The organism is Bradyrhizobium sp. WYCCWR15520 (assembly GCF_056174665.1).
This window is the reverse complement of record NZ_JBWBWM010000002.1, coordinates 190726-208787: the sequence shown is the minus strand read 5'-3', so window position 1 is coordinate 208787 and position 18062 is coordinate 190726. Positions and strand designations below refer to the sequence as shown.

At 58.4% G+C, this 18062-nt stretch carries 18 protein-coding genes; 14 read left to right on the top strand and 4 right to left on the bottom strand.

Annotated features, from left to right (window positions below):
- Positions 1-11 precede the first annotated feature (11 nt).
- Positions 12-923, top strand: coding sequence for an exosortase V (xrtV, locus tag AC0QUY_RS02945; RefSeq protein WP_475385679.1), 912 nt, complete (start codon positions 12-14; stop codon positions 921-923).
- Between the two features lie 138 nt (positions 924-1061).
- Complete coding sequence (locus AC0QUY_RS02940; protein WP_475385678.1) at positions 1062-1742, top strand: metallophosphoesterase family protein; 681 nt, start codon at positions 1062-1064, stop codon at positions 1740-1742.
- A gap of 448 nt (positions 1743-2190) precedes the next feature.
- On the opposite strand, the gene AC0QUY_RS02935 is transcribed toward AC0QUY_RS02940, so the two are convergent.
- Positions 2191-3390, bottom strand: a complete 1200-nt coding sequence (locus tag AC0QUY_RS02935) for a glycosyltransferase (protein ID WP_475385677.1) — start codon at positions 3388-3390, stop codon at positions 2191-2193.
- 196 nt (positions 3391-3586) lie between these two features.
- Here AC0QUY_RS02935 and AC0QUY_RS02930 point away from each other — a divergent pair, with 196 nt between their 5' ends.
- The 6 genes from AC0QUY_RS02930 (at position 3587) to AC0QUY_RS02905 (ending at position 8449) form a co-directional block, all read left to right on the top strand.
- On the top strand, positions 3587-4774 hold the full coding sequence (locus tag AC0QUY_RS02930) for a glycosyltransferase family 2 protein (protein WP_475385676.1): 1188 nt from the start codon (positions 3587-3589) through the stop codon (positions 4772-4774).
- A gap of 169 nt (positions 4775-4943) precedes the next feature.
- Complete coding sequence (locus AC0QUY_RS02925; RefSeq protein WP_161856056.1) at positions 4944-5102, top strand: hypothetical protein; 159 nt, start codon at positions 4944-4946, stop codon at positions 5100-5102.
- A 487-nt stretch (positions 5103-5589) separates the two neighbouring features.
- Entirely contained in the window at positions 5590-5820 is a 231-nt protein-coding gene (locus tag AC0QUY_RS02920; protein WP_475385675.1) for a hypothetical protein, read from the top strand.
- 214 nt (positions 5821-6034) lie between these two features.
- Positions 6035-6727, top strand: a complete 693-nt coding sequence (locus tag AC0QUY_RS02915; protein WP_475385674.1) for an Npun_F0296 family exosortase-dependent surface protein — start codon at positions 6035-6037, stop codon at positions 6725-6727.
- Between the two features lie 86 nt (positions 6728-6813).
- Positions 6814-7083 (top strand): hypothetical protein, encoded by a 270-nt coding sequence (locus tag AC0QUY_RS02910; RefSeq protein WP_475385673.1) that lies wholly within the window; start codon positions 6814-6816, stop codon positions 7081-7083.
- Positions 7084-7327: 244 nt separating this feature from the next.
- Positions 7328-8449 carry a PEP-CTERM sorting domain-containing protein gene (locus AC0QUY_RS02905; RefSeq protein ID WP_475385672.1) on the top strand — a complete coding sequence of 374 codons (1122 nt, stop codon included), beginning with the start codon at positions 7328-7330 and terminating at the stop codon, positions 8447-8449.
- A gap of 123 nt (positions 8450-8572) precedes the next feature.
- On the opposite strand, the gene AC0QUY_RS02900 is transcribed toward AC0QUY_RS02905, so the two are convergent.
- Positions 8573-11176, bottom strand: coding sequence for an NfrA family protein (locus AC0QUY_RS02900; protein ID WP_475385671.1), 2604 nt, complete (start codon positions 11174-11176; stop codon positions 8573-8575).
- A 745-nt stretch (positions 11177-11921) separates the two neighbouring features.
- On the opposite strand from AC0QUY_RS02900, the gene AC0QUY_RS02895 reads away from it, so the two are divergent.
- From AC0QUY_RS02895 to AC0QUY_RS02880, 4 genes are all read left to right on the top strand, one after another.
- Complete coding sequence (locus tag AC0QUY_RS02895; protein ID WP_161856051.1) at positions 11922-12218, top strand: hypothetical protein; 297 nt, start codon at positions 11922-11924, stop codon at positions 12216-12218.
- A gap of 272 nt (positions 12219-12490) precedes the next feature.
- Positions 12491-12766, top strand: a complete 276-nt coding sequence (locus tag AC0QUY_RS02890) for a hypothetical protein (protein WP_161856050.1) — start codon at positions 12491-12493, stop codon at positions 12764-12766.
- Between the two features lie 533 nt (positions 12767-13299).
- The gene (locus tag AC0QUY_RS02885) at positions 13300-13674 is read left to right on the top strand and encodes a hypothetical protein (RefSeq protein ID WP_161856049.1); all 375 of its coding nucleotides are present in this window, start codon (positions 13300-13302) and stop codon (positions 13672-13674) included.
- A 177-nt stretch (positions 13675-13851) separates the two neighbouring features.
- Positions 13852-15009, top strand: coding sequence for an epoxide hydrolase family protein (locus AC0QUY_RS02880; RefSeq protein WP_475385670.1), 1158 nt, complete (start codon positions 13852-13854; stop codon positions 15007-15009).
- Between the two features lie 25 nt (positions 15010-15034).
- Here the strand turns inward: AC0QUY_RS02880 and AC0QUY_RS02875 are convergent, their stop codons facing one another.
- Positions 15035-15976, bottom strand: coding sequence for a GAF domain-containing protein (locus tag AC0QUY_RS02875; RefSeq protein ID WP_161856047.1), 942 nt, complete (start codon positions 15974-15976; stop codon positions 15035-15037).
- Between the two features lie 119 nt (positions 15977-16095).
- A complete protein-coding gene (locus AC0QUY_RS02870; RefSeq protein WP_161856046.1) occupies positions 16096-16890 on the bottom strand; it encodes a class II aldolase/adducin family protein in 795 nt (264 codons plus the stop codon).
- Between AC0QUY_RS02870 and AC0QUY_RS02865 the strand changes: the two genes are divergently transcribed.
- Entirely contained in the window at positions 16889-17041 is a 153-nt protein-coding gene (locus tag AC0QUY_RS02865) for a hypothetical protein (RefSeq protein WP_161856045.1), read from the top strand. The genes AC0QUY_RS02870 and AC0QUY_RS02865 overlap by 2 nt on opposite strands.
- A gap of 10 nt (positions 17042-17051) precedes the next feature.
- Positions 17052-18062 carry a glutathione S-transferase N-terminal domain-containing protein gene (locus AC0QUY_RS02860; RefSeq protein ID WP_475385669.1) on the top strand — a complete coding sequence of 337 codons (1011 nt, stop codon included), beginning with the start codon at positions 17052-17054 and terminating at the stop codon, positions 18060-18062.

Sequence of the window (18062 nt, the reverse complement as noted above, 5' to 3'; positions counted from 1 at the left end):
TTGGTATTTGAATGACATATTCGCAAGTAATACCATCGGCGAAGGCAGGTTTTCTCGGCCCTTTTCTATGGCCGGCGCTGCTTGGCGCCTCGGTGATCGCCGCTTATGCCCGGACCATTCTCAGTCTGATCGATGGGCCCTGGCAGACGGAGCAGGAAGGCCATGGTCCGCTTATCATTGCGGGCTCGCTCTGGTTGATCTGGCAATCGAGAGAGAAGCTGAAGGCCGTTGAAATCTCTCCGGCTCCCGTTACGGGATGGGCTGCTCTCCTGGCCGGCCTGATCATCCTGTATCTGGCTCGTATCCAGCAGGGGCTGGTCACCTTCGAGACTTTCTCCTTGATTCCCGTCATCGTTGGATGCGTCCTGATTTCAGTCGGATGGCCGGTTTTGCGTGTACTCGCGTTTCCGATCGGCTTCCTGATCTTTGCCGTGCCGATGCCCGACTGGCTGGTCGACGCCGCTACAGTTCCGCTGAAGGTCTTTATTTCGAACGTCGTAACCGATGTCCTGTATGCGACAGGTTTTCCGGTTGCTCAGAACGGCGTCATGATCATGATCGGGACCTATCAGCTCCTGGTGAAAGATGCTTGTTCCGGAATGAATTCGATTTTCGCATTGTCCGCAATCGGTGTTTTTTACGCCTATGCGTTTCGCTGGCAGGAGAAAATTCGCAGCCTGCTCCTTCTCGCGGCGATCATACCGATTACCATCATTGCAAATTTCTTTCGCGTTTTCGCGTTGGTCCTGATCGCTTACTACTTGGGGCCCGACATGCTCGATGGAATTCTGCACGATCTCACCGGGATCGGCCTTTTCGTCATCGCAGTTATTCTGCTGTTTCTGTTCGATACCTTTCTGGGTCTATGCTTTGGGCTAGTGCTTCGTGTGCGCAAGCGTGCCACACCGGCGACACCCGCCTAACCTCGACTATCTTCGCGGCGTCTCGCAAAATCAGCCGTCAAGGCGCTTTGCTCTTGCCTCCGCTGTTTGCTAGGGCTGGTTCGCGCAGCGCTTGCTAAGCTCGTTCCACCTCAAGATCAGTTCTTGACGAAGGTTGCCGTGAGCCGAACGTACGCCATACCCGACCTTCATGGCCGGCTGGATCTTCTTGACCGCGCCATCGAGGCGGTTGCGCGGCATGCGGAGAGGATGGCTTCCACGATCATAACTCTGGGAGATTACGTTGACCGTGGGCCGCAGAGCAGGCAGGTCATCGAGCGGCTCATTAACTGGAGACCGGATGGATCGAAGGTGGTCAATCTTAAGGGCAATCACGAAGCCATGATGTGCGCGGTCTGTGAGAACCGGGCGGAACTCGAGTGGTGGATCAAGAATGGGGGAGGCGAGACACTGGCGTCATATGACCAAACTCCAACGCTTCCCGATTTGCGAGCGATCCCGGCCGACCACCTGAACTGGATCGCCAATCTCCCACTGATGCATGTCGACCGACATAGAGTATTTGTTCACGCCGCAGTCGATCCGAAAGCTCCGCTCGACCAGCAGAACGAGGAAACGTTGCTGTGGAAGCGTTATCCCCGCGATGCCGACGTCGGACACGGGCGCCGATATGTCGTACACGGCCACCATGCCGACGCGCGCGCGCCGATTGTAGGGAAGTGCAAGACCAATCTCGACGGGCTGGCCTGGAAGACGGGGCGCCTGGTTATCGGGGTATTTGAGGATGACCGCCCCGGCGGTGCCTGCGAGTACCTGGAAGTGTATGGTCGCGAAATGTGAGAACCTGACGCTCGTCCGGCAACGGCAAAGATGCGCTGAGTTGGCTCAGCACCGTTCTAATAACAGCGGCGCCCCTGACGATCGTGCATTACATAATCCGTTCCGGGCGATGGATAGTAGAGTTGCCCGCATGAGCCGGAATTGACCGGAGCGCCAATTATATCAAGCTTTCTGTCCAGCGCGTTTGGCGACGCAGTCTGGTCGCTGCTCCCTCGTCCGTAATATTGTCCGCTGTATGGGCCGCTAAATTGCCCGCCATACTGGCCGGCGTACTGTCCGCCATAGCGGCCGCTATACTGCATATTGACCTGACCGACGGTCGGCTGCACCGAGCCGATCATCGTCACGACCGCCAACAGGGAAAGCGATATCCTCATCTCACTACCTGGAAGTATGAGGTATGGCGCAACCGGGGGGCGCCGGCAATTTTTCGGCCCATCCGCCCGGTCTAGGCTTCAATCAGCCCGATCAGCTTAGCCGCTTCCTTGTCGACATCATGGCGCTCCAAAACCCTTTGGCGGGCACTTTCTCCCATTTGCGTGATCGCTTCCGGCGCCGCGCCGAGACATTCTTCCATTGCCGCAGCCAAGCTCTCAAGATCGCCGGCAGGAACCAGCCAGCCGTGCTCACCGTGCTCGATCAGTTCGGGGATGCCGGCGACGAACGTACTGATGACGGGTCTGCGGAGCGCCATGGCTTCCATGATGACGACCGGCAGACCTTCGGCGAAGCTCGGCAACACCAGCGCGCGGGCTGCGAGAATTTCGGCCCGCACCTCGTCACTGCTGATCCATCCCGTTATTCGCACAATGCCAGCCAGCTTGTATTTTGCGACGAGCGTCTCGATCTCGCCGCGCATTTCGCCGTCGCCGGCGAGCACCAGTTCGAATTTTGTCCCGCGCTCCGCCAGCAGCCGTGCTGCCTCGATCAGGAGCAACTGCCCCTTCTGTTCACACAAGCGCCCCACGCAAACCAATCGTCGTTCACTGCCTGCCGGCGCTGCGACGTCGGTTTCGTGGAAAGCTGGCTCAAGCCCGCAATGGACCACTTTTATCTTTGGCCAATAAGCGTGGGGGACATTACGAAAGAGCTGGCTGCGTCCGAATGAACTGACCGCAACGACAAAGCGAGCCCGCCGGATTTTCTCGGGAAGCGAGATGAATTTCGGCTTGTCGAATTCTTCAGGTCCGTGGGCGGTGAAGCTCCAGGGCGGCCCGCCCAGTTCGCCGACAAGCATCGCGACTTCGGCCGAATTGGTTCCGAAATGAACGTGCAAGTGCTGCGCCTTTTCGCTGCGTAACCAAAGGGCTACCTGACATGCTTCGAGCAAATAAATCAGATGAACGGGGAGGGGGCGCTCCGCCCGCAGGCCCACCTTCAACGTCAGAACGAACGCGCGAAACAGGCCGACGGGGTTGGTTGTCAGGATCCGCAAAAATGAAACCAGCAGCGGCCCCGCGCCGCCGCGCAGGACGTAACGCGTGCGAGTCTGCTCCAGCTGATCTTCGGAGCCGCGCTGCGCATCGTCCCAGCCCCGCACCGATACTCGCACGATCTCGTGCCCCAGGCGTTCGAGCGCCAGGATCTCGCGCCGAATGAAACTGTGGCTGACTGCCGGATAATGGTTAACCAGATAGGCGATCTTCATGAAGGGTGTGCTCTTCCTGACTTTTATCCCAAAGCAGCCCCGATAAAAGCGCCCATTTTTGTTCCGCACGCCTATTTATCTATTTGGGAAATATAGTAGTAATCGAGCTGGAAACGGGATATTTATACCCCGCTTAGATATTCTCTTTTTTGCCTGACAAAACGTTAAGTCAAACGTTTCGAGATCGGTTTTTGCGATGTTGATCTTGGCCGCTCTGGCTGGATTGCTCAGCGTTCCTGTCGCTGTCCTGCTGGTTGAAGTCATTGCCGCCCTCAAAGCGCCGAGGCTGGAGCCTTTCGAAGTCCAGGAATTAAATAGCGAGAAGCGCCTGGCAGTCATTGTTCCCGCGCACAATGAGAGCCTGGGCCTCGTTCCGACGTTGCAGGATATCAAATCCCAGCTTCGTGCTGGAGACCGCCTTGTCGTCATTGCCGATAATTGTACTGATGATACCGCGTCGGTCGCGGCCGCAGCGGGTGCGGAAGTTATTGTCCGCGATGACCGCGAAAGAATTGGCAAGGGATTCGCGATGGGGTGGGGCATCGCCCATCTCGCCCAGGACCCACCCGATTTTGTTCTCTTCGTCGACGCCGATTGCCGGCTCCAGACCGACCTGATCGAAGGGCTGAAGCGGGTCTGTCAGCAGGTTCAGCGGCCGGTACAAGCACTGTTCATGATGCGAAGCGCTGAAAATTCACCCATCAATCACAGCTTCGCGGAGTTCGCCTGGATTCTCAGAAACTGGATCCGTCCCCTTGGACTGAGAAACCTTCATTGTCCCGTTCAGTTGATGGGAACGGGAATGATGTTTCCGTGGAATGCGATCAGCTCCGTACCATTGGCCAGCGGTCATCTGGTTGAGGATTTGAAGCTGGGGCTCGATCTCGCGCAAGCGGGCAAGGCTCCGTATTTCTTTCCGTTCGTGAAAGTTACCAGCACATTCCCGACCAGCGCCAAGGGCACCGACAGCCAGCGTCAACGCTGGGTGCAGGGTCATCTCGCTATGATCGGAAGATTCGTTCCGCAGCTTCTGGCTGGCGGCTTGAAGCGCGGCGACGCCAATGTTCTTGTGCTGGCGCTTGATCTTTTGGTGCCGCCGCTCTCTCTGCTTGCGCTGATGATCGTCGGCATGATGGGCCTGACTTCATTGGTCACATTGCTTGGAGGGCCGTGGTTGCCCACCCTGATCGCGGGCGGCAATCTCGCTGGGTTTATCCTATGTGTTCTTCTGGCCTGGTTTAGATTCGGGCGCGAGGTTTTTCCGGCGCACGAGGTATTATCGTTCGGTTCTTTTGCATTTAAAAAGATCGGGTTCTACGGCCGGATGTTGCTAGGCGGCACAGCATCCCATTGGATACGGACCGACCGATCAACGCCTAACTAGCTATGTTTGGCCCGCGGTTTTTTTCGCGACGTCCCCCAAATGGGTCACGCAACCGTTATCGAACTCCCATAAAAACGCGCCGACAAAGGTTAAACGGAGTCCAGTTGCATCACCGAATTTAACTGGCATGCCGTTTGCCTGAGTTCTCAGGCAGGAGGAGGGGGCACACATGAAAGCGCACAGCCGCACGACCATTCTGCCGAAACCAAAGAAGCCGCCGAAGGCCTTGAAAAAGCAGCCGGCCGAGACCATTGCGGAACGATATCTCGAATTGCGACGCCTTCGCGAACGTCTGTCCGAGGCGGAAGCTTTGCGAAGTTCACAATGATAAAGTTGCGTCAAGGACTGACGCCGCCGCTCTATCTGGCGGCAATCGGGATCGCCATGGTTGGTTGGCTGTGGGCGATATTCACCGGTGTGGAATGGCTCTTAGGGGTCTAGGCAGTCCGCTCGTGGCGTGCGCACAAGACATGCTCCCAAACCGGACCATGGTTGCCCAGCGGGTTGATCCTATCGTCCGGGAATATCCCGCTTCCGTCGAATTTTCTCACGGCGATATTGCGCTGTTGCATTCCTGCCGCGGCGCAGAAGAATTAGCCAAGCCAAACAAGCGTTCATATCCACGGCCCCCTTTGTGGGCTATCAAACGAGCTCAAGAGCCGTTCATCTAGAGTTGGAAAAACGCAGGCGAATTCGGCGGCACGCTTGCGAATCGTCCCGTAGTTAGGATTTCTAGCTCAGACAGCATTGAGTTCGATCAGCGGCTTGGGTGGTTGCGACACCGTTCTTCCGGCGTGAGAGCCGGGATGGTGCCAATGGAGCAGGGGACTGTGGCCGTGTCGGATAGACTGACAAGCGCATTGCTTGCCGCGCTGAATGAATCGACGGAAATCAAAGAGAGCGATTGGCTGAAGCTCGAAAGGGCATTGCACGGTCAATCGGACCGGGACGATAACCAGCCGGGCAGTGAACCGAAAACGGCCCCGGAAAACAGGTTCGCCGCCACGGTATGCTCGGGGATGGCCAAGATTCGAGCGGACGTCTGAGCCTTCGAGCGCCGTTTTTTGTGACTGGAAAGGGGGCTTGTTAGAGCTATGACCCAAGACTTCGTTCGCCGGAACTGATTTAAATTGCAGTGCGGGCATCTAAATTAAATAGTTGTCCGGAGTATTTAATTCTCCTGTTTAAAGCTTGACCCAATTCCTAAGATTCGGTAAAAATACGCATTGGCACAGTTTTAATAATTGACAGGGGTTTGAGATGAGTAAATCTATATCTCTAGCGGCGATTGCATTGCTCGTATCAGTGCCAGCCCAGGCGGCATTGGTGATCAGCACCACGAACCTGTCTCCGTTTGGAAGCAATCAGGCCGCCGTAGCTTACACCGATTTTGGCGTTGGCGGGGCTCTGCCGGATGCGGTTTCGGGAGGCGTAACGCTGGGCAACGCTGTGGGCGGAAATATCACTTTTACCGGTGGTGGTGCTATCGTCACCGGAAGCGTGGGCGGTAAATACGCTCAGCCTGCAACGTCGGAAGGCAACTATCTTACCACGGGGTTCAATGGTGAAGCTTTTACGGTGACCACCACCGCGCAGCTCACTGGCTGGCACAACTATATCGGTCTGTATTGGGGGTCGATCGACACTTATAATACCTTGAACCTGTATAACGGGAATGTTTTGGTCGGGACCGTTGTCGGAAATGACGTAGGGGCGCCAGCGAATGGTAATCAGGCTGACGGGAATCAGAATAGATACGTCAACATATCGTCGACCTTGCTGTTCGATAGAATTCAATTCGTGAGTGGCAGTCCTGCGTTTGAGATCGATAATATAGCTCTTACGGCAGCGGTACCGGAGCCGTCGACTTGGGCGATGATGATCCTCGGCTTCCTCGGCGTCGGTTTTCTCGCCTATCGCCGCAAGTCGGATGTTGCACTTCGAATCGCCTGATCTAATCAAGCTCCTTCGCTCTGAAAAGCCGCCGTTCAGGCGGCTTTTTGTTGTATACTGTGAAGTCGTAGCCCGATCAGAAAGCCATGTGGAAAGCCTCGATCCTGCTCGTCTTGATTTCGAGCGCAGCAGTAAGCGCCCAGGATCGCGGCCGCATGGGGCGTCCGCTCCCCTCGGCGGCCGAGGCGGCGCGGCTGGCCTCCGAAACGGTTATGAACGATAGCTCGCTTCAGAAGGGCGATATCGTGGTCACCGATCGTGGCCTGTTCGTTTTCAAGGGAGTGGGGCCCGATGGCTACACCTTTGAGTTTTCGCCCGTACCCAATTCCCTCTCTGCCGGCAGGAGCGGTCGGTAAGCTGGCCGATTTGCTGCGGGGGCAATGAGGGAATCCTGCCTGCCCGTGGCGACTGTCTACATAGGCCGGAGAAGTGATTGCCCTATCCGGAGAAGCAAATTAAATTCCGCAGCTTCACGTTCCGCAATGACTGATTACGAATCACTTCGAAAGTGCGTGCAATAATGCTGGCAAGGGTACCACTGTAATGCGGAATTATTCCTATGGTGGGCCGTCGATCGCTCGCCGACCGGATTGAAAGTGATTGGGTTTCGAATTCGAGCTGCGGTTGGCCATCCCGCAGGAAAATGATTTAAAAATCAACTCCTTGCCGCAGGCGATGCAGGGGCGTATGTGCAACAACCTACGCGATCAGGCTGTTAACGATAAACGTTGCTGCAGAATATGCTACTTTGCGCCGACTGCGGCCCGTGATAATAAGTTGCTAACGATAAACAACGGGTGTTCATTTAATTGTTCGCCACCCAAAGGATTTAATATGTCGCTGCGGTCTCGTTTGCTCATTGCTCTATCGACTACCTTGCTAGGCTCCACGGCCGCATCGGCGGTCCCGGTCACCGTCACCAGCTACGAGATGAACAATGGCAACGGGAAGACTCAAAACGGTAACTACGACTACTTCGATTCGACCTACTCTGTTCCAACCAATGCCAACACCAACGGCTCTTCGCAGGTCGTGCCGTCAAATGGAGTTCCTCAGGAAGCGTGGCTGACAGGCGGAACGGGCAAACTGACCGACAATACCATTCCAACCCAGAATTACTCGTTCGTGCCCCAAAACTACGTCGGCTGGAAGTATCAAGACCCCACCATCATTTTTCATCTTGAGGCAGGCAAGAGCGTCAGCTCGATTACGTTGTACGTGGCGAGTTCGTACGCCAGCACGCTCGGCTTTGGCGGTCTTGTTGGCCAGCCGGCTTCGGTAGGTGTGTCGGTCACCACCGCCGGCAACACGACTTTTACGCCGACCTATACGACGACCTTTACCGACTATCTGAATAATCCGTACACCGGAACTGAAGTCATAACGCTTGCCTTCTCCGCGCCGATCCTTTCCAGCGACACGTTCAGCCTGACCTTGAATAGAGGACCTTTGCTGCTGGATGGCATCAACTACTACAACAATCACGTCGTCGGATATGGCTGCGACAACGCTAACCCCAACAGCTGCTTCCTCGACAACGTCAACGATTTCAAGAATAGCGCATACGATCCCAATAAGCAGCCTTGGATACTGCTGAGCGAAGTGCAGTTCACCGCCGCTGTGCCCGAACCGTCCACCTGGATCATGATGATTGCCGGTTTCGCCGGGCTCGGCTTTGTAGCCTATCGCCGCAAGGCAAAGTCCGCGATGGCGATCGCATGATCGCAATAGGACCTGCCGGATCAAACAAAAGGCCGCCCAAACGGGCGGCCTTTTTGATTGAAGTATCTGCGAAGCATGGCCCGCTGGCCGGCGAGTTTCGATTCGCAGAGCGTTGAGCAGTCCTCAATAATTGATCGATGTCTGCGCGAAGATCCCCTGAGCCCGCTGATCTCCCGCAAGGCGCCAGCGATACTGGAGTGTCAGCTCCCAGTACGAGGGCGGCGCCATGTATTTTGTCTCGCCGAACCAGTAGCGTAACGAACCGCCGGCGCCGGCCGAGTAGGCCTCACGGTTGGCGAAGGAATCATCGTAGTTTGCGGCCAGCACGGCGTGCGGGAAGAATACCAGCTTGCTGCTGATGGGATCGAGCCGGAAGCTGCGTCCGAAACGGCCTTCCGTGATTACTACCAATTGTCGCTTCTCGAGGAAGCGATCCACTTCTGCATAGACGTACCAGGTCGGCCAGCTCGCATCCAACACACGCAAATCGGTTCCGACCGTGTGGGAGTAGAGGGCGCGCAACAGCGTGTCATCGCGGGCCGCATCGCCGAGCGCGAAAAGCTTGTCGACTTCGAAAACCAGATTGGCGTTCGAGAACGGTTTCCAGCGGGCGCCCACCATGCCCTGCGTCGTGAGTGCGCCGGTCGGTCCGCCGGACTGGTCATAGAGAGTTTCGAACAGCCGGCCGAACAGCTCGAATATCGCGCCGTTCCTGTATCCGATCCCTTCGGGACGATAATAGAACTCGGTTCCCAGTTGCGAGGTGTAACTGCTGGGGGCGGTTGTCGTCAGGAACGGATTGGGTGCCGAACCAACCTTACCGTATGAAACCGACGTGTTGATACCCCATACGCGGGCCAGGTCTGAGACCGTCCGACGCGTCTCGAACAGCTTTTGATCGTCGATATCGATCCGCCCGTCGGCCTTGGCGTCGATCCCTTCCATCAGATAGGCGATGGCCTTCGGATTTTCGAAGCGACGCATGGCGGTATATCCCGCATCGATCGTGGCCCGAGCTGGCAATTGTCCACGGGCATGCGCGCGATCGAAGCGAGCCAGACCTTCCTCGTCATTGCCTACGGCGACGGCGAGATAGCCGAGGTCGGCGTCCCGAATCGAACGCAATCTGCCCTCGGCGATTGCCTGATCGAAAAGGATGCGGGCTTCCGGTTTGCGGTCCAGCTCCACCAGCGTGTTGATCTGCGCACGCAGCGCGCCGTCCCGCTGAATAGCGGTCTTGGCGAGCCGTTCTGCCGTTCTGAATTCGACGAGCGATTCTTCCTTTCGCCCGAGCGCCTGCAGTGCATACGCCTTGCGGATCGCGGTCTCATAGCTGACGGCCAATTTCTGAAGCGCGCGCAATGCCCGCATCGGGTCGTTGGAAGCCAAGGCAGCATCGGCGAGGGCGAGACGAACGTCGTGGGCCTGAGTGGGCGGGAGACCCCGCTTCAGGGCGTTTTCCCAGTCTGACATCGCGCCACTGAATTTCTTGAGCTTGCTGCGCGCATAGCCGCGCTGCGCATAGATTTCCGCGCTCGAATGCCCCGCGTCGATCGCCTTGGTCGCTTCGACCTCAGCTTCCGCAGGGCGGCCGGCGGACATCAGGATATTGACCAGCAGGAGGCGGTTCGTGGCGGCTTCTGGTTCAAGCTGAACAGCTTTGCGCGCCTCGACGATGGCCAAGTTGTAGTCCTTGTCTCGTTCCGCCCGATAGGCGCGTTCCTTCGCTTCAAAGATTTCCTTTGCGGCCTTTTCTTCCGGCGATGCAGAAGGGATCAATATGCTCAGGACGGCAGGCGCCTCGAGTTCGCAAACCACACCGTTGACGGTGGTTGAACACTCCTGCACCGGCGTCGGCATGCTGCCATTGTTCGGAAGCGTGCCCCTGTGCTGGCTTGCGCCTTCGGCGTCGGTGAGCCTCGTAACGACTTTGGGGTCGGTTCGCGAATAGCGGCCCAGCAATTCGATCGCGGCGTTGAAATCGCCTGACGCCAAAGCTGCATCGGCGGCGATCAACCGGACGTTCTTCTGCTGGCCTGCGGTCAGGCCCGGGATCGCCAGGGCCGCGTTGAAGTCAGAGATGGCGTCAGCGCGCTTCCCCAGTCGCTGGTTGATATAGCTGCGCCATACCAGGGGAAGATAGTTCGCCCGGTCGCGTGCGACCGCTTCGGTGGCCGTTGCCAATGCCGCCGGCAAATCATTGTCCGCGATCTGGGCGCTCAGCAGCAGCAAGCGGTAGGACATCGAATCCGGGGCATATTCGATGGCGCTGCGGGCGGCTCGGATCGCCGCCTTGGCATCGCCCCTTTCAAGCGCCTTGTAGCCATCGCTGGCCGGCTGCTGGGCGAGGCGCTGCCGAATGGTTGCTTGCCGGCCTTCGAGCTCCTGGTTGCCCGCAAAAGCCGCAGACGCGGCCTTCGTGGCCTGTTCGGCTCGGGTGAGGTCGCCCGCGGCGATCAGCGAATCGATCAGGAGGAGATGCAGGCGAAGGAGATCAGGACGGAGCGCCACAGCCTCGGCGGCGCTTGCCGCGGACGCCCTGTAATCTCGCTGGCCGAACGCCTTGTAGGCGGTCTCAGCCGCCGTATAGGCATCACCCTCCAGCGGAGGACCGCTTTCGGCGACCTGGGCGCTGGCGCCGGACCACAGCACCGCCACGAGCAAAAGCGCAGCCAGCGCTCCCCGAAAAACCGTCTGGCTCAGGTAATTTCCGCCCCAATTGCCCATGCAACCAGCGTTACGCCAATCCCGTTAAATTTTAACGCAGAACTGTAATCGAGGCGGCGATTCAGCGGAACCGGGATTTGCTCTTTGGCGGACTTGTCACGCCTTGATCATTCATTTTTCTCACTTTTTCTGCGGCTGTGATGTTTTTGCTGCGAAATGTCCGCCCAAATAGGCCACGGCGCGCGTTAACGATTTTCCCGTTGCGCAGTCCCTGCAGCACGCGCGTTCCGATGGCGGCTGGCTGTCCATATTTGAAGCACGGCGTATTAATTCACCGAACTGGAGTCCGGTAATTGAGGGATCCAGGCCGCCCAAGGTGCTAGCTGCCGGGCTCCGCTTCAAGGGACCGGGCCGTTCGATCCTGCCGTCGCTGTCGAGCAATCCCGCGCGAGCCGTTGCAGGCGCGGATGACTTAGCCTCCGGACCGATCTCGCGCCACCGTCCGGTGAAAAGAAATTGGCAACGAGGATGATGATCGTTGATCCAATGTCCAAGCCATTGTCGTCTGCAGGCAGGGGGCTGCACACTTCGGCAGCCTGATCGACGCGTCGATGCGTACCGCTCGGTATCGGCTGGCTGTGTCGTAGTGAGCGAGCGGCAGATCGCGGGCGTTGATCTGCACCCCCGTACGGTCTCTTGACGTCGCCGAATAGTAAACGCCCGTCACACCAGGCTCGGGACCATTAGGGTTAAATGCGTTCGCCCGTTGCAGAGGTCAGCAAGAATCTGAATTTGTGGGTTCAGGGTGGCGGTCCAGGCCGGCGCTCAATTTGAGGTGTTTTCAATCGTTCATTGTTTCAGTTTGTCAAAGTCCGGGTTGATGGATCTTAATATGGATATTGAGACGAACGCGGCCTCGATGAACCGGCAAACATTCAAGCTGGTTTGCGAGCAATGCGGGAGCCTGACGGTTGCGTTGCCGGTCGAAGCCCTGCCGGATCCATGCTCCATTCTGAAATGCGGCCGGTGCGGCTCTCCAAGAGGAACGCTTCAGTCGCTGCGCGACACGTCAATTCAGGCGGGCATTCGGCATCCGGTGTAGCGCAGGCGGCCAACGGGTCCGATGCGCCCACAGTCCTGAACGGGGCTCGGCTTATCGGGCACTTGATCGCCTGATGTGAATGCGGGTTGTGGTGACATAACCACTGAACCCGTCGAGGCCGATCCCGGTTTTACCCTGGAAAATCAGGGCAGGAGGCCTAGTCAGCTTTCGGTCAAGCGGATAGGCTCGGATGGAACTAGTTTTTGTTTGTCGGTGTGGGGCTTCGTATTTTCGGAGCAGCAGCTAGTTAATTCGCGAGGGGGAGACGAGATATGCGAACGATCTGTGCGTCGGTGCTGGCGGCCAGTTTCTTGATTGCTTCCAATGCCAGTGCCGCGCCGCTTCTGAGCCATATGCAGCCTGCTCCGGGTTCGCTCATCACGGCCGCGAAGGTGATCTGCGACGAGGCGGGCAATTGCTACCGACCGGATCGGCGCCGCCCGGTCGCCCGGTGGGTTTATGGCGACAAGAATTTCTATGGACCGTACGCTGGACCTGGTTACTACGGCAATCCGCGCCATCGCTATAACTGGTGGCCCTGGTACTGATCGCGGGCCGAATATCTGCCAAACGAGGATCGGCCAGACTTCGTAGCTGCGGCGGCCGTCAGCCTGCCGAAAGCCAATGCAGGAATGTGGCGCAGCCGCAAATGAGCTGTGACGCCAGCATGAGAACCGCCCATGAAACGAACAGGATACGAATCATCCCCGCGCTCTCGACCGGCTGCAGATCGCTAATCGGTCGGGCATAACGCTCCACATTCGAATTTGTTCATCATCGCGGAGCGTGAAGGCTCGCTTTGCTTGGCCCTTGAGCGAGGCGAAGCGCACCCTGGAGTTGTTTTCGCATGAAGTGGGCTGCCATCCATGGTTGCGGCCGTCGCGAGCGAATCTTTGCGCGCGTTGCAATTATATCTCCACATGTGGATTGCCGTGGAACCCAAATAAAGCCGGTTTCGCCCTATAAACCGTATCAAATCGCTGCTATAGGATTGCGCAATGCCGCCGATATTGGCGGCCAATCAAACCTTGCGATCCCAGTTTTAAGATAATCACGCTGTTTAATTGTCATGGCTGTTAAAATGAATGATGCGGTTGCGTGGACCCAGCGTCCTCGAAGCGTCGGGTTAAGCGACAAGCCCGACGTGGCTGATATCTCCAAGCCCATACGGCACGAACCGGCATTCGATGGCGTCGATTGGTCGGCTGCTGCTCCTGGTTGGCTTTCAATAATCGCCGGGCTATTTCTGCCGTTGCTGGCTCTCGCTCTGCTCGTCGTTTCCATCGACCTTGCTTTGGTTTGGTTGTTTGAAAGATGGATTGACCCTTCATCGAACATGTCGCCTTTGCTGCTTGTCGCGATCATGTTTCCGCCGGCGCTGATAAGCGTTTTTTGCGGCTTCAAGCTTTTCCTCAATTTTAAGGATGCGAGGACGGCTGCATCGCGCAAGCAATAGGGCGCTGAGCGGATTGATCGCCTGCTGCATCTGACGGCTTCGACGTTCGTGTGAAGTCTGGAGCGAAAATCAGCGCGCCCCGGCGCCTCCCTTGATATCGGCCTCGTGTGCGACGATGATTTCTGCTGGGAAAGTCCGTCCCGGCAGCTTCGCCTGGATACGAAAGGGGGGCCTTTCATGAGCGCTGAAATCAAACCCTATCGCATTTCGATCGGGGACGATGTTCTCGAAGATCTCAAATCGCGGCTGCGCAAGACGCGCTGGCCGGAGGCCGAACTGGTCGACGACTGGAGTCAGGGCGCGCCGCTGAAATGGATCAAGGATATTTGCCGCTACTGGGCCGAGGAGTACCATTGGCGCCAGCGCGAGGCGCGGCTTAATCGTTTTGCGCAGTTCACCACCGAAATCGACGGGCTCGACATTCACTTCCTGCACGCTCGTTCGCCGCATCCGGACGCGATGCCGCTGGTCATCACGCATGGCTGGCCGGGCTCGGTGGTCGAGTTTCACAAGGTGATCGAACCCTTGACCGATCCGACCGCGCACGGCGGCAACGCTGCCGACGCGTTTCATGTCGTTTGCCCGTCGCTGCCAGGCTTCGGCTTTTCAGAGAAGCCGAAGACAACCGGCTGGGGCATCGATCGCATTGCATCGAGTTGGGCGGTGCTGATGGATCGCCTCGAATATGTGCGATACGGCGCGCAGGGCGGTGATTGGGGATCGGCAATCACCACCGCGCTCGGCGCGCAGGACCCGGAACATTGCGCCGGCATCCACATCACCTTAGCGATGTCGGCGCGTCCCAATGTGGAGGGACAGCCGACGCCGGAAGAGGCGCGGGCCTTGAAGGGCATCCAGTATTACGCCGATTGGGATTCCGGTTATTCCAAACAGCAGTCCACCCGGCCGCAAACGCTTGGGTACGGCTTGACGGATTCCCCGAGCGGGCAGGCGGCGTGGATCCTGGAAAAGTTCTGGGCCTGGACCGACTGCGACGGACATCCCGAAAACATCCTCGGCCGGGATGAATTGCTCGACAATGTCATGCTTTATTGGGTGACGGCGACGGCCGCTTCATCGGCGCGCCTGTACTGGGAAAGTTTTGGGCCGAAGCGCCGGACGGCTCACAAGGTGACGGTGCCGACCGGTGTTGCCGTCTTCCCCAAGGAAATCGTCACACCGGTGCGAAAGTGGATGGAAGCGAGCTACACGAACATCCGGCACTGGAGCGAAATGCCGAAGGGCGGTCACTTCGCGGCTTTCGAGCAGCCGGACCTTTTCGTGCAGGAGGTGCGAAACTACTTCAGAACGCTGCGCAAGCCGCCTGTTTCCTGATCAGTGGGCCCCGCGCGCCCGCTGTCTAGAGATACCAGGCGAGCACCGCCTTGAGCAGCGCGTTTTCGATTACGGGAAGAACGACGATCTGGTTCATGCCGGCTGCGCGCGCTAGCTGCGCCGCAACGGATTCGTCGACGTTCAGATGCTCGTTGATGGCGGGCATGCCCGTCGCCCAGGCGCCGCCGATGCTGCCTTCGCCCTTGCGTATCGTCTTTGACGCATAAAGCGAGGCGAGATCGGCATTCTTGCTGCAATCGCCGGACTGAAACACCAGCACCGTTCGCGACGGGTCCGGCACCCAGATCTCAAAACGCCTGGCGATCGGCGTTGCCTGTGCGGACAGGAAGGTCATGACCCAGGTCTGGTCCGGAGGCGTGGCGTAGGGAATGCCGACGCCGCAATTGATTCCGATTTCGCTGGCTTCCTCCCAGCGCAGGAAGCTCTTGGCGTTGTGTAGATCCTTGATGATCAGCGGCATGCCGGCCTTCCAGGCACGGCCGGGAAGGCCGAAGCCGCGCGGGAATTTCGTGTGCCGCGAATTGAACTCGAACATGTCGGCGGTGCCGTAGTAGCCGTCGACCAGGCCCATCTCGTGGGACTTCTCGGGGTCGTTGTGCCAGAGCTCGATGGCGCCGACGTGCTTTTGGTCGTCGCCACAGAACAGCACCATCACCGCCATCAGGAATTCACCGGCAAAGACCGGCAATGCAACGCCACAAGTCAATCCGGCCTCGATCGCCTCGTCCGTGCGCTTGAAGTAGGAGTTTGCGAATTTCGTGAGGATGACCGGATGGCCGGCGGCCCATGCCTTGCCGGGCAGCCCTTCGTCATAGGCGAACAGCGCGTTCTCGCTGACGGCCTTGAACTCCGAATACTCGTCGCTGCAAAGACAGCCGCCGAACTCCAGGCGGGTGCGGGTTCGGTCGGGCACCCACAATTCAACCACGCGAATGAATGTCTTCATCTGGACGCACCTGTCGCCACGCCTGATAACAGCATCGGCGATTTAGCGGCGACAGGTGCGATCAAATTACAGGCAGGCGTCGCCCAAAGTTCGTGCGGCGTTTCGGGGTGCCCAGCGGCTCAGTTCCGATACGACGGATCGGTGCGGTCGAGCTTGCGCAGCAGCGCCGGCCAGGCGAGTTCGCCATTGCGCGCGGGCCGGTCGGTTCGAGGCCGCATCTTGTCGTAGGTTTCTTCCAGCACGTTCTGCGGCGGGTAGATCAGCTTGGTGTTGCAGGACAACGCCATGACCTGCACCTGGCAGGCGCGCTCGAGGCGGAACAGCACGTTGAATGCCGCAGGCACGGTGCGGCCGACGACGAGCAGGCCGTGGTTGCGCAGGATCATGGCTTCGTGGTCACCGAGATCCCTGACCAGCCGCGCGCGCTCATCGACATCATCGGCGATGCCTTCGAAGTCGTGATAGGCGATGTGGAGAAACCGCATCGAGGTCTGCGCCAGCGGTAATAGCCCGCATTCCATGGCCGAGACCGCCATGCCGGCCGGCGTGTGCGTATGCGCCACGCAATCCATGTCGTGCTTGGCCATGTGGATCGCGCTGTGAATGACGAAGCCCGCGACGTTGACGTCATAGTCGGAGGCGTTGAACAGCGTGTTGCCCTCGACGTCGACCTTGATCAGGCTGGACGCGTCGATTTCCTCGTAGAGCATACCGTAGGGATTGATCAGGAACTGGTCGGTCGTCCCCGGCACGCGGCAGGAGATGTGGTTGGCGACCATCTCGGTCATGCCGTATATCGCGGTGAGGCGGTAGCAGGCCGCGAGGTCGACCCGCGCCTGCCATTCTTCCGCGCTCACCTGTTCGCGAACCGATTTGACGACCTTGACGGCGGGTGAGCTGACAGGAGGATTCATGGCGTTTCTCCGCGGAGAGGAATTATCCGGCCCGCTGCGGCCGATCATTGTTCGGCAGGATAGCTGCATTTTGCCGCTCGGCAAGGCGAGCATCGCAGGCGTTATTGCAGGTCTGGCGGGTGAAAATCGAATGCGCTATGGCAGCAGGTGAGGTGAATGCCATGACCGAAGGACGCTACCGGCTGATCGGCTCGACCGCGTCGCCCTACGCCATCAAGCTGCGCGCGTTGATGCGCTATCGCAGAATTGCCTTCGACTGGGTCATCATGACCAAGGAGCTGCGCAAGGCGACCGAGCATTTGCGGCCCAATCTGATTCCGGTGCTGCAATATCCAGACGGTACCTACCGCGGCGAGACGACGACGCTGGCGTATGACCTCGAGAGCCGTCACAAGGACCGCTCTGTCATTCCCGACGACAAGGTGGTCGCGTTCGTGTGCGATCTCCTGGAAGACCTCGCCGACGAATGGGCGGTCAAGCCGCTGTTTCTCTATCGCTGGTGGGATCCGGAAGACCAGGCCTATGTCTCGCGCTGGGCGGGCGAGGAGTGGTCGGTCTCGGAGGCCGAAACCGGCAGTGCGGAGGAAATCGAGCAGTTCCGGCAGCGGCAGATTTCACGCATGGTCATTCTCGGTGCGACTGCGGAAAACAAGCCGCTGCTTGAGGAGAGCTACGTGCGAATGCTGGCAGCGTTCGAGCCCCATGTCGGGATGACTAATTATCTGTTCGGCAGCAGGCCCTCGCTCGCCGACTTCGCCTGGTTCGGCCAGCTCAGCGAAATGGCGACCGATCCGACCCCGATGGGGATCATGCGCGCGAAGGCGCCGTTCACCGATCATTGGGTGCGGCGCCTGGACGATGCCTCGGGTGTGGAGGGTGATTGGTATCCGCGCGAACGGGCGCTCAGTGGCATGACCGAGGCGCTGTTGAAGATAGCTGGCGAATTATATTTGCCGTTCCTCGTCGCGAACGCTGAGGCTTTCGCGAAAGGCGTCGAGCGGCTGGAGATGAACGTTTGGGGTCTGCCTTATGCCTTGGCCCCGTTCAAGTATCAGGTGAAGTGCCTGCAGCAGCTTCGCGACAAGTTGTCGGCACTCGACGTTGACAACAGAACTGCATTGCGGCCGGTGCTGGAGCGCACCGGGTGTTGGCAGCATTTGACCACCGGCTAG

What these genes read in the sequence shown, in the direction of transcription:
- AC0QUY_RS02885 (WP_161856049.1), top strand. Translation starts at nt 13,300, where the DNA reads ATGAATGATGCGGTTGCGTGGACCCAGCGTCCTCGAAGCGTCGGGTTA.
- AC0QUY_RS02915 (WP_475385674.1), top strand. Translation starts at nt 6,035, where the DNA reads ATGAGTAAATCTATATCTCTAGCGGCGATTGCATTGCTCGTATCAGTG.
- AC0QUY_RS02935 (WP_475385677.1), bottom strand. Translation starts at nt 3,390, where the DNA reads ATGAAGATCGCCTATCTGGTTAACCATTATCCGGCAGTCAGCCACAGT.
- AC0QUY_RS02880 (WP_475385670.1), top strand. Translation starts at nt 13,852, where the DNA reads ATGAGCGCTGAAATCAAACCCTATCGCATTTCGATCGGGGACGATGTT.
- xrtV (WP_475385679.1), top strand. Translation starts at nt 12, where the DNA reads ATGACATATTCGCAAGTAATACCATCGGCGAAGGCAGGTTTTCTCGGC.
- AC0QUY_RS02920 (WP_475385675.1), top strand. Translation starts at nt 5,590, where the DNA reads ATGGAGCAGGGGACTGTGGCCGTGTCGGATAGACTGACAAGCGCATTG.
- AC0QUY_RS02900 (WP_475385671.1), bottom strand. Translation starts at nt 11,176, where the DNA reads ATGGGCAATTGGGGCGGAAATTACCTGAGCCAGACGGTTTTTCGGGGA.
- AC0QUY_RS02930 (WP_475385676.1), top strand. Translation starts at nt 3,587, where the DNA reads ATGTTGATCTTGGCCGCTCTGGCTGGATTGCTCAGCGTTCCTGTCGCT.
- AC0QUY_RS02870 (WP_161856046.1), bottom strand. Translation starts at nt 16,890, where the DNA reads ATGAATCCTCCTGTCAGCTCACCCGCCGTCAAGGTCGTCAAATCGGTT.
- AC0QUY_RS02860 (WP_475385669.1), top strand. Translation starts at nt 17,052, where the DNA reads ATGACCGAAGGACGCTACCGGCTGATCGGCTCGACCGCGTCGCCCTAC.
- AC0QUY_RS02865 (WP_161856045.1), top strand. Translation starts at nt 16,889, where the DNA reads ATGGCGTTTCTCCGCGGAGAGGAATTATCCGGCCCGCTGCGGCCGATC.
- AC0QUY_RS02875 (WP_161856047.1), bottom strand. Translation starts at nt 15,976, where the DNA reads ATGAAGACATTCATTCGCGTGGTTGAATTGTGGGTGCCCGACCGAACC.
- AC0QUY_RS02910 (WP_475385673.1), top strand. Translation starts at nt 6,814, where the DNA reads ATGTGGAAAGCCTCGATCCTGCTCGTCTTGATTTCGAGCGCAGCAGTA.
- AC0QUY_RS02925 (WP_161856056.1), top strand. Translation starts at nt 4,944, where the DNA reads ATGAAAGCGCACAGCCGCACGACCATTCTGCCGAAACCAAAGAAGCCG.
- AC0QUY_RS02890 (WP_161856050.1), top strand. Translation starts at nt 12,491, where the DNA reads ATGCGAACGATCTGTGCGTCGGTGCTGGCGGCCAGTTTCTTGATTGCT.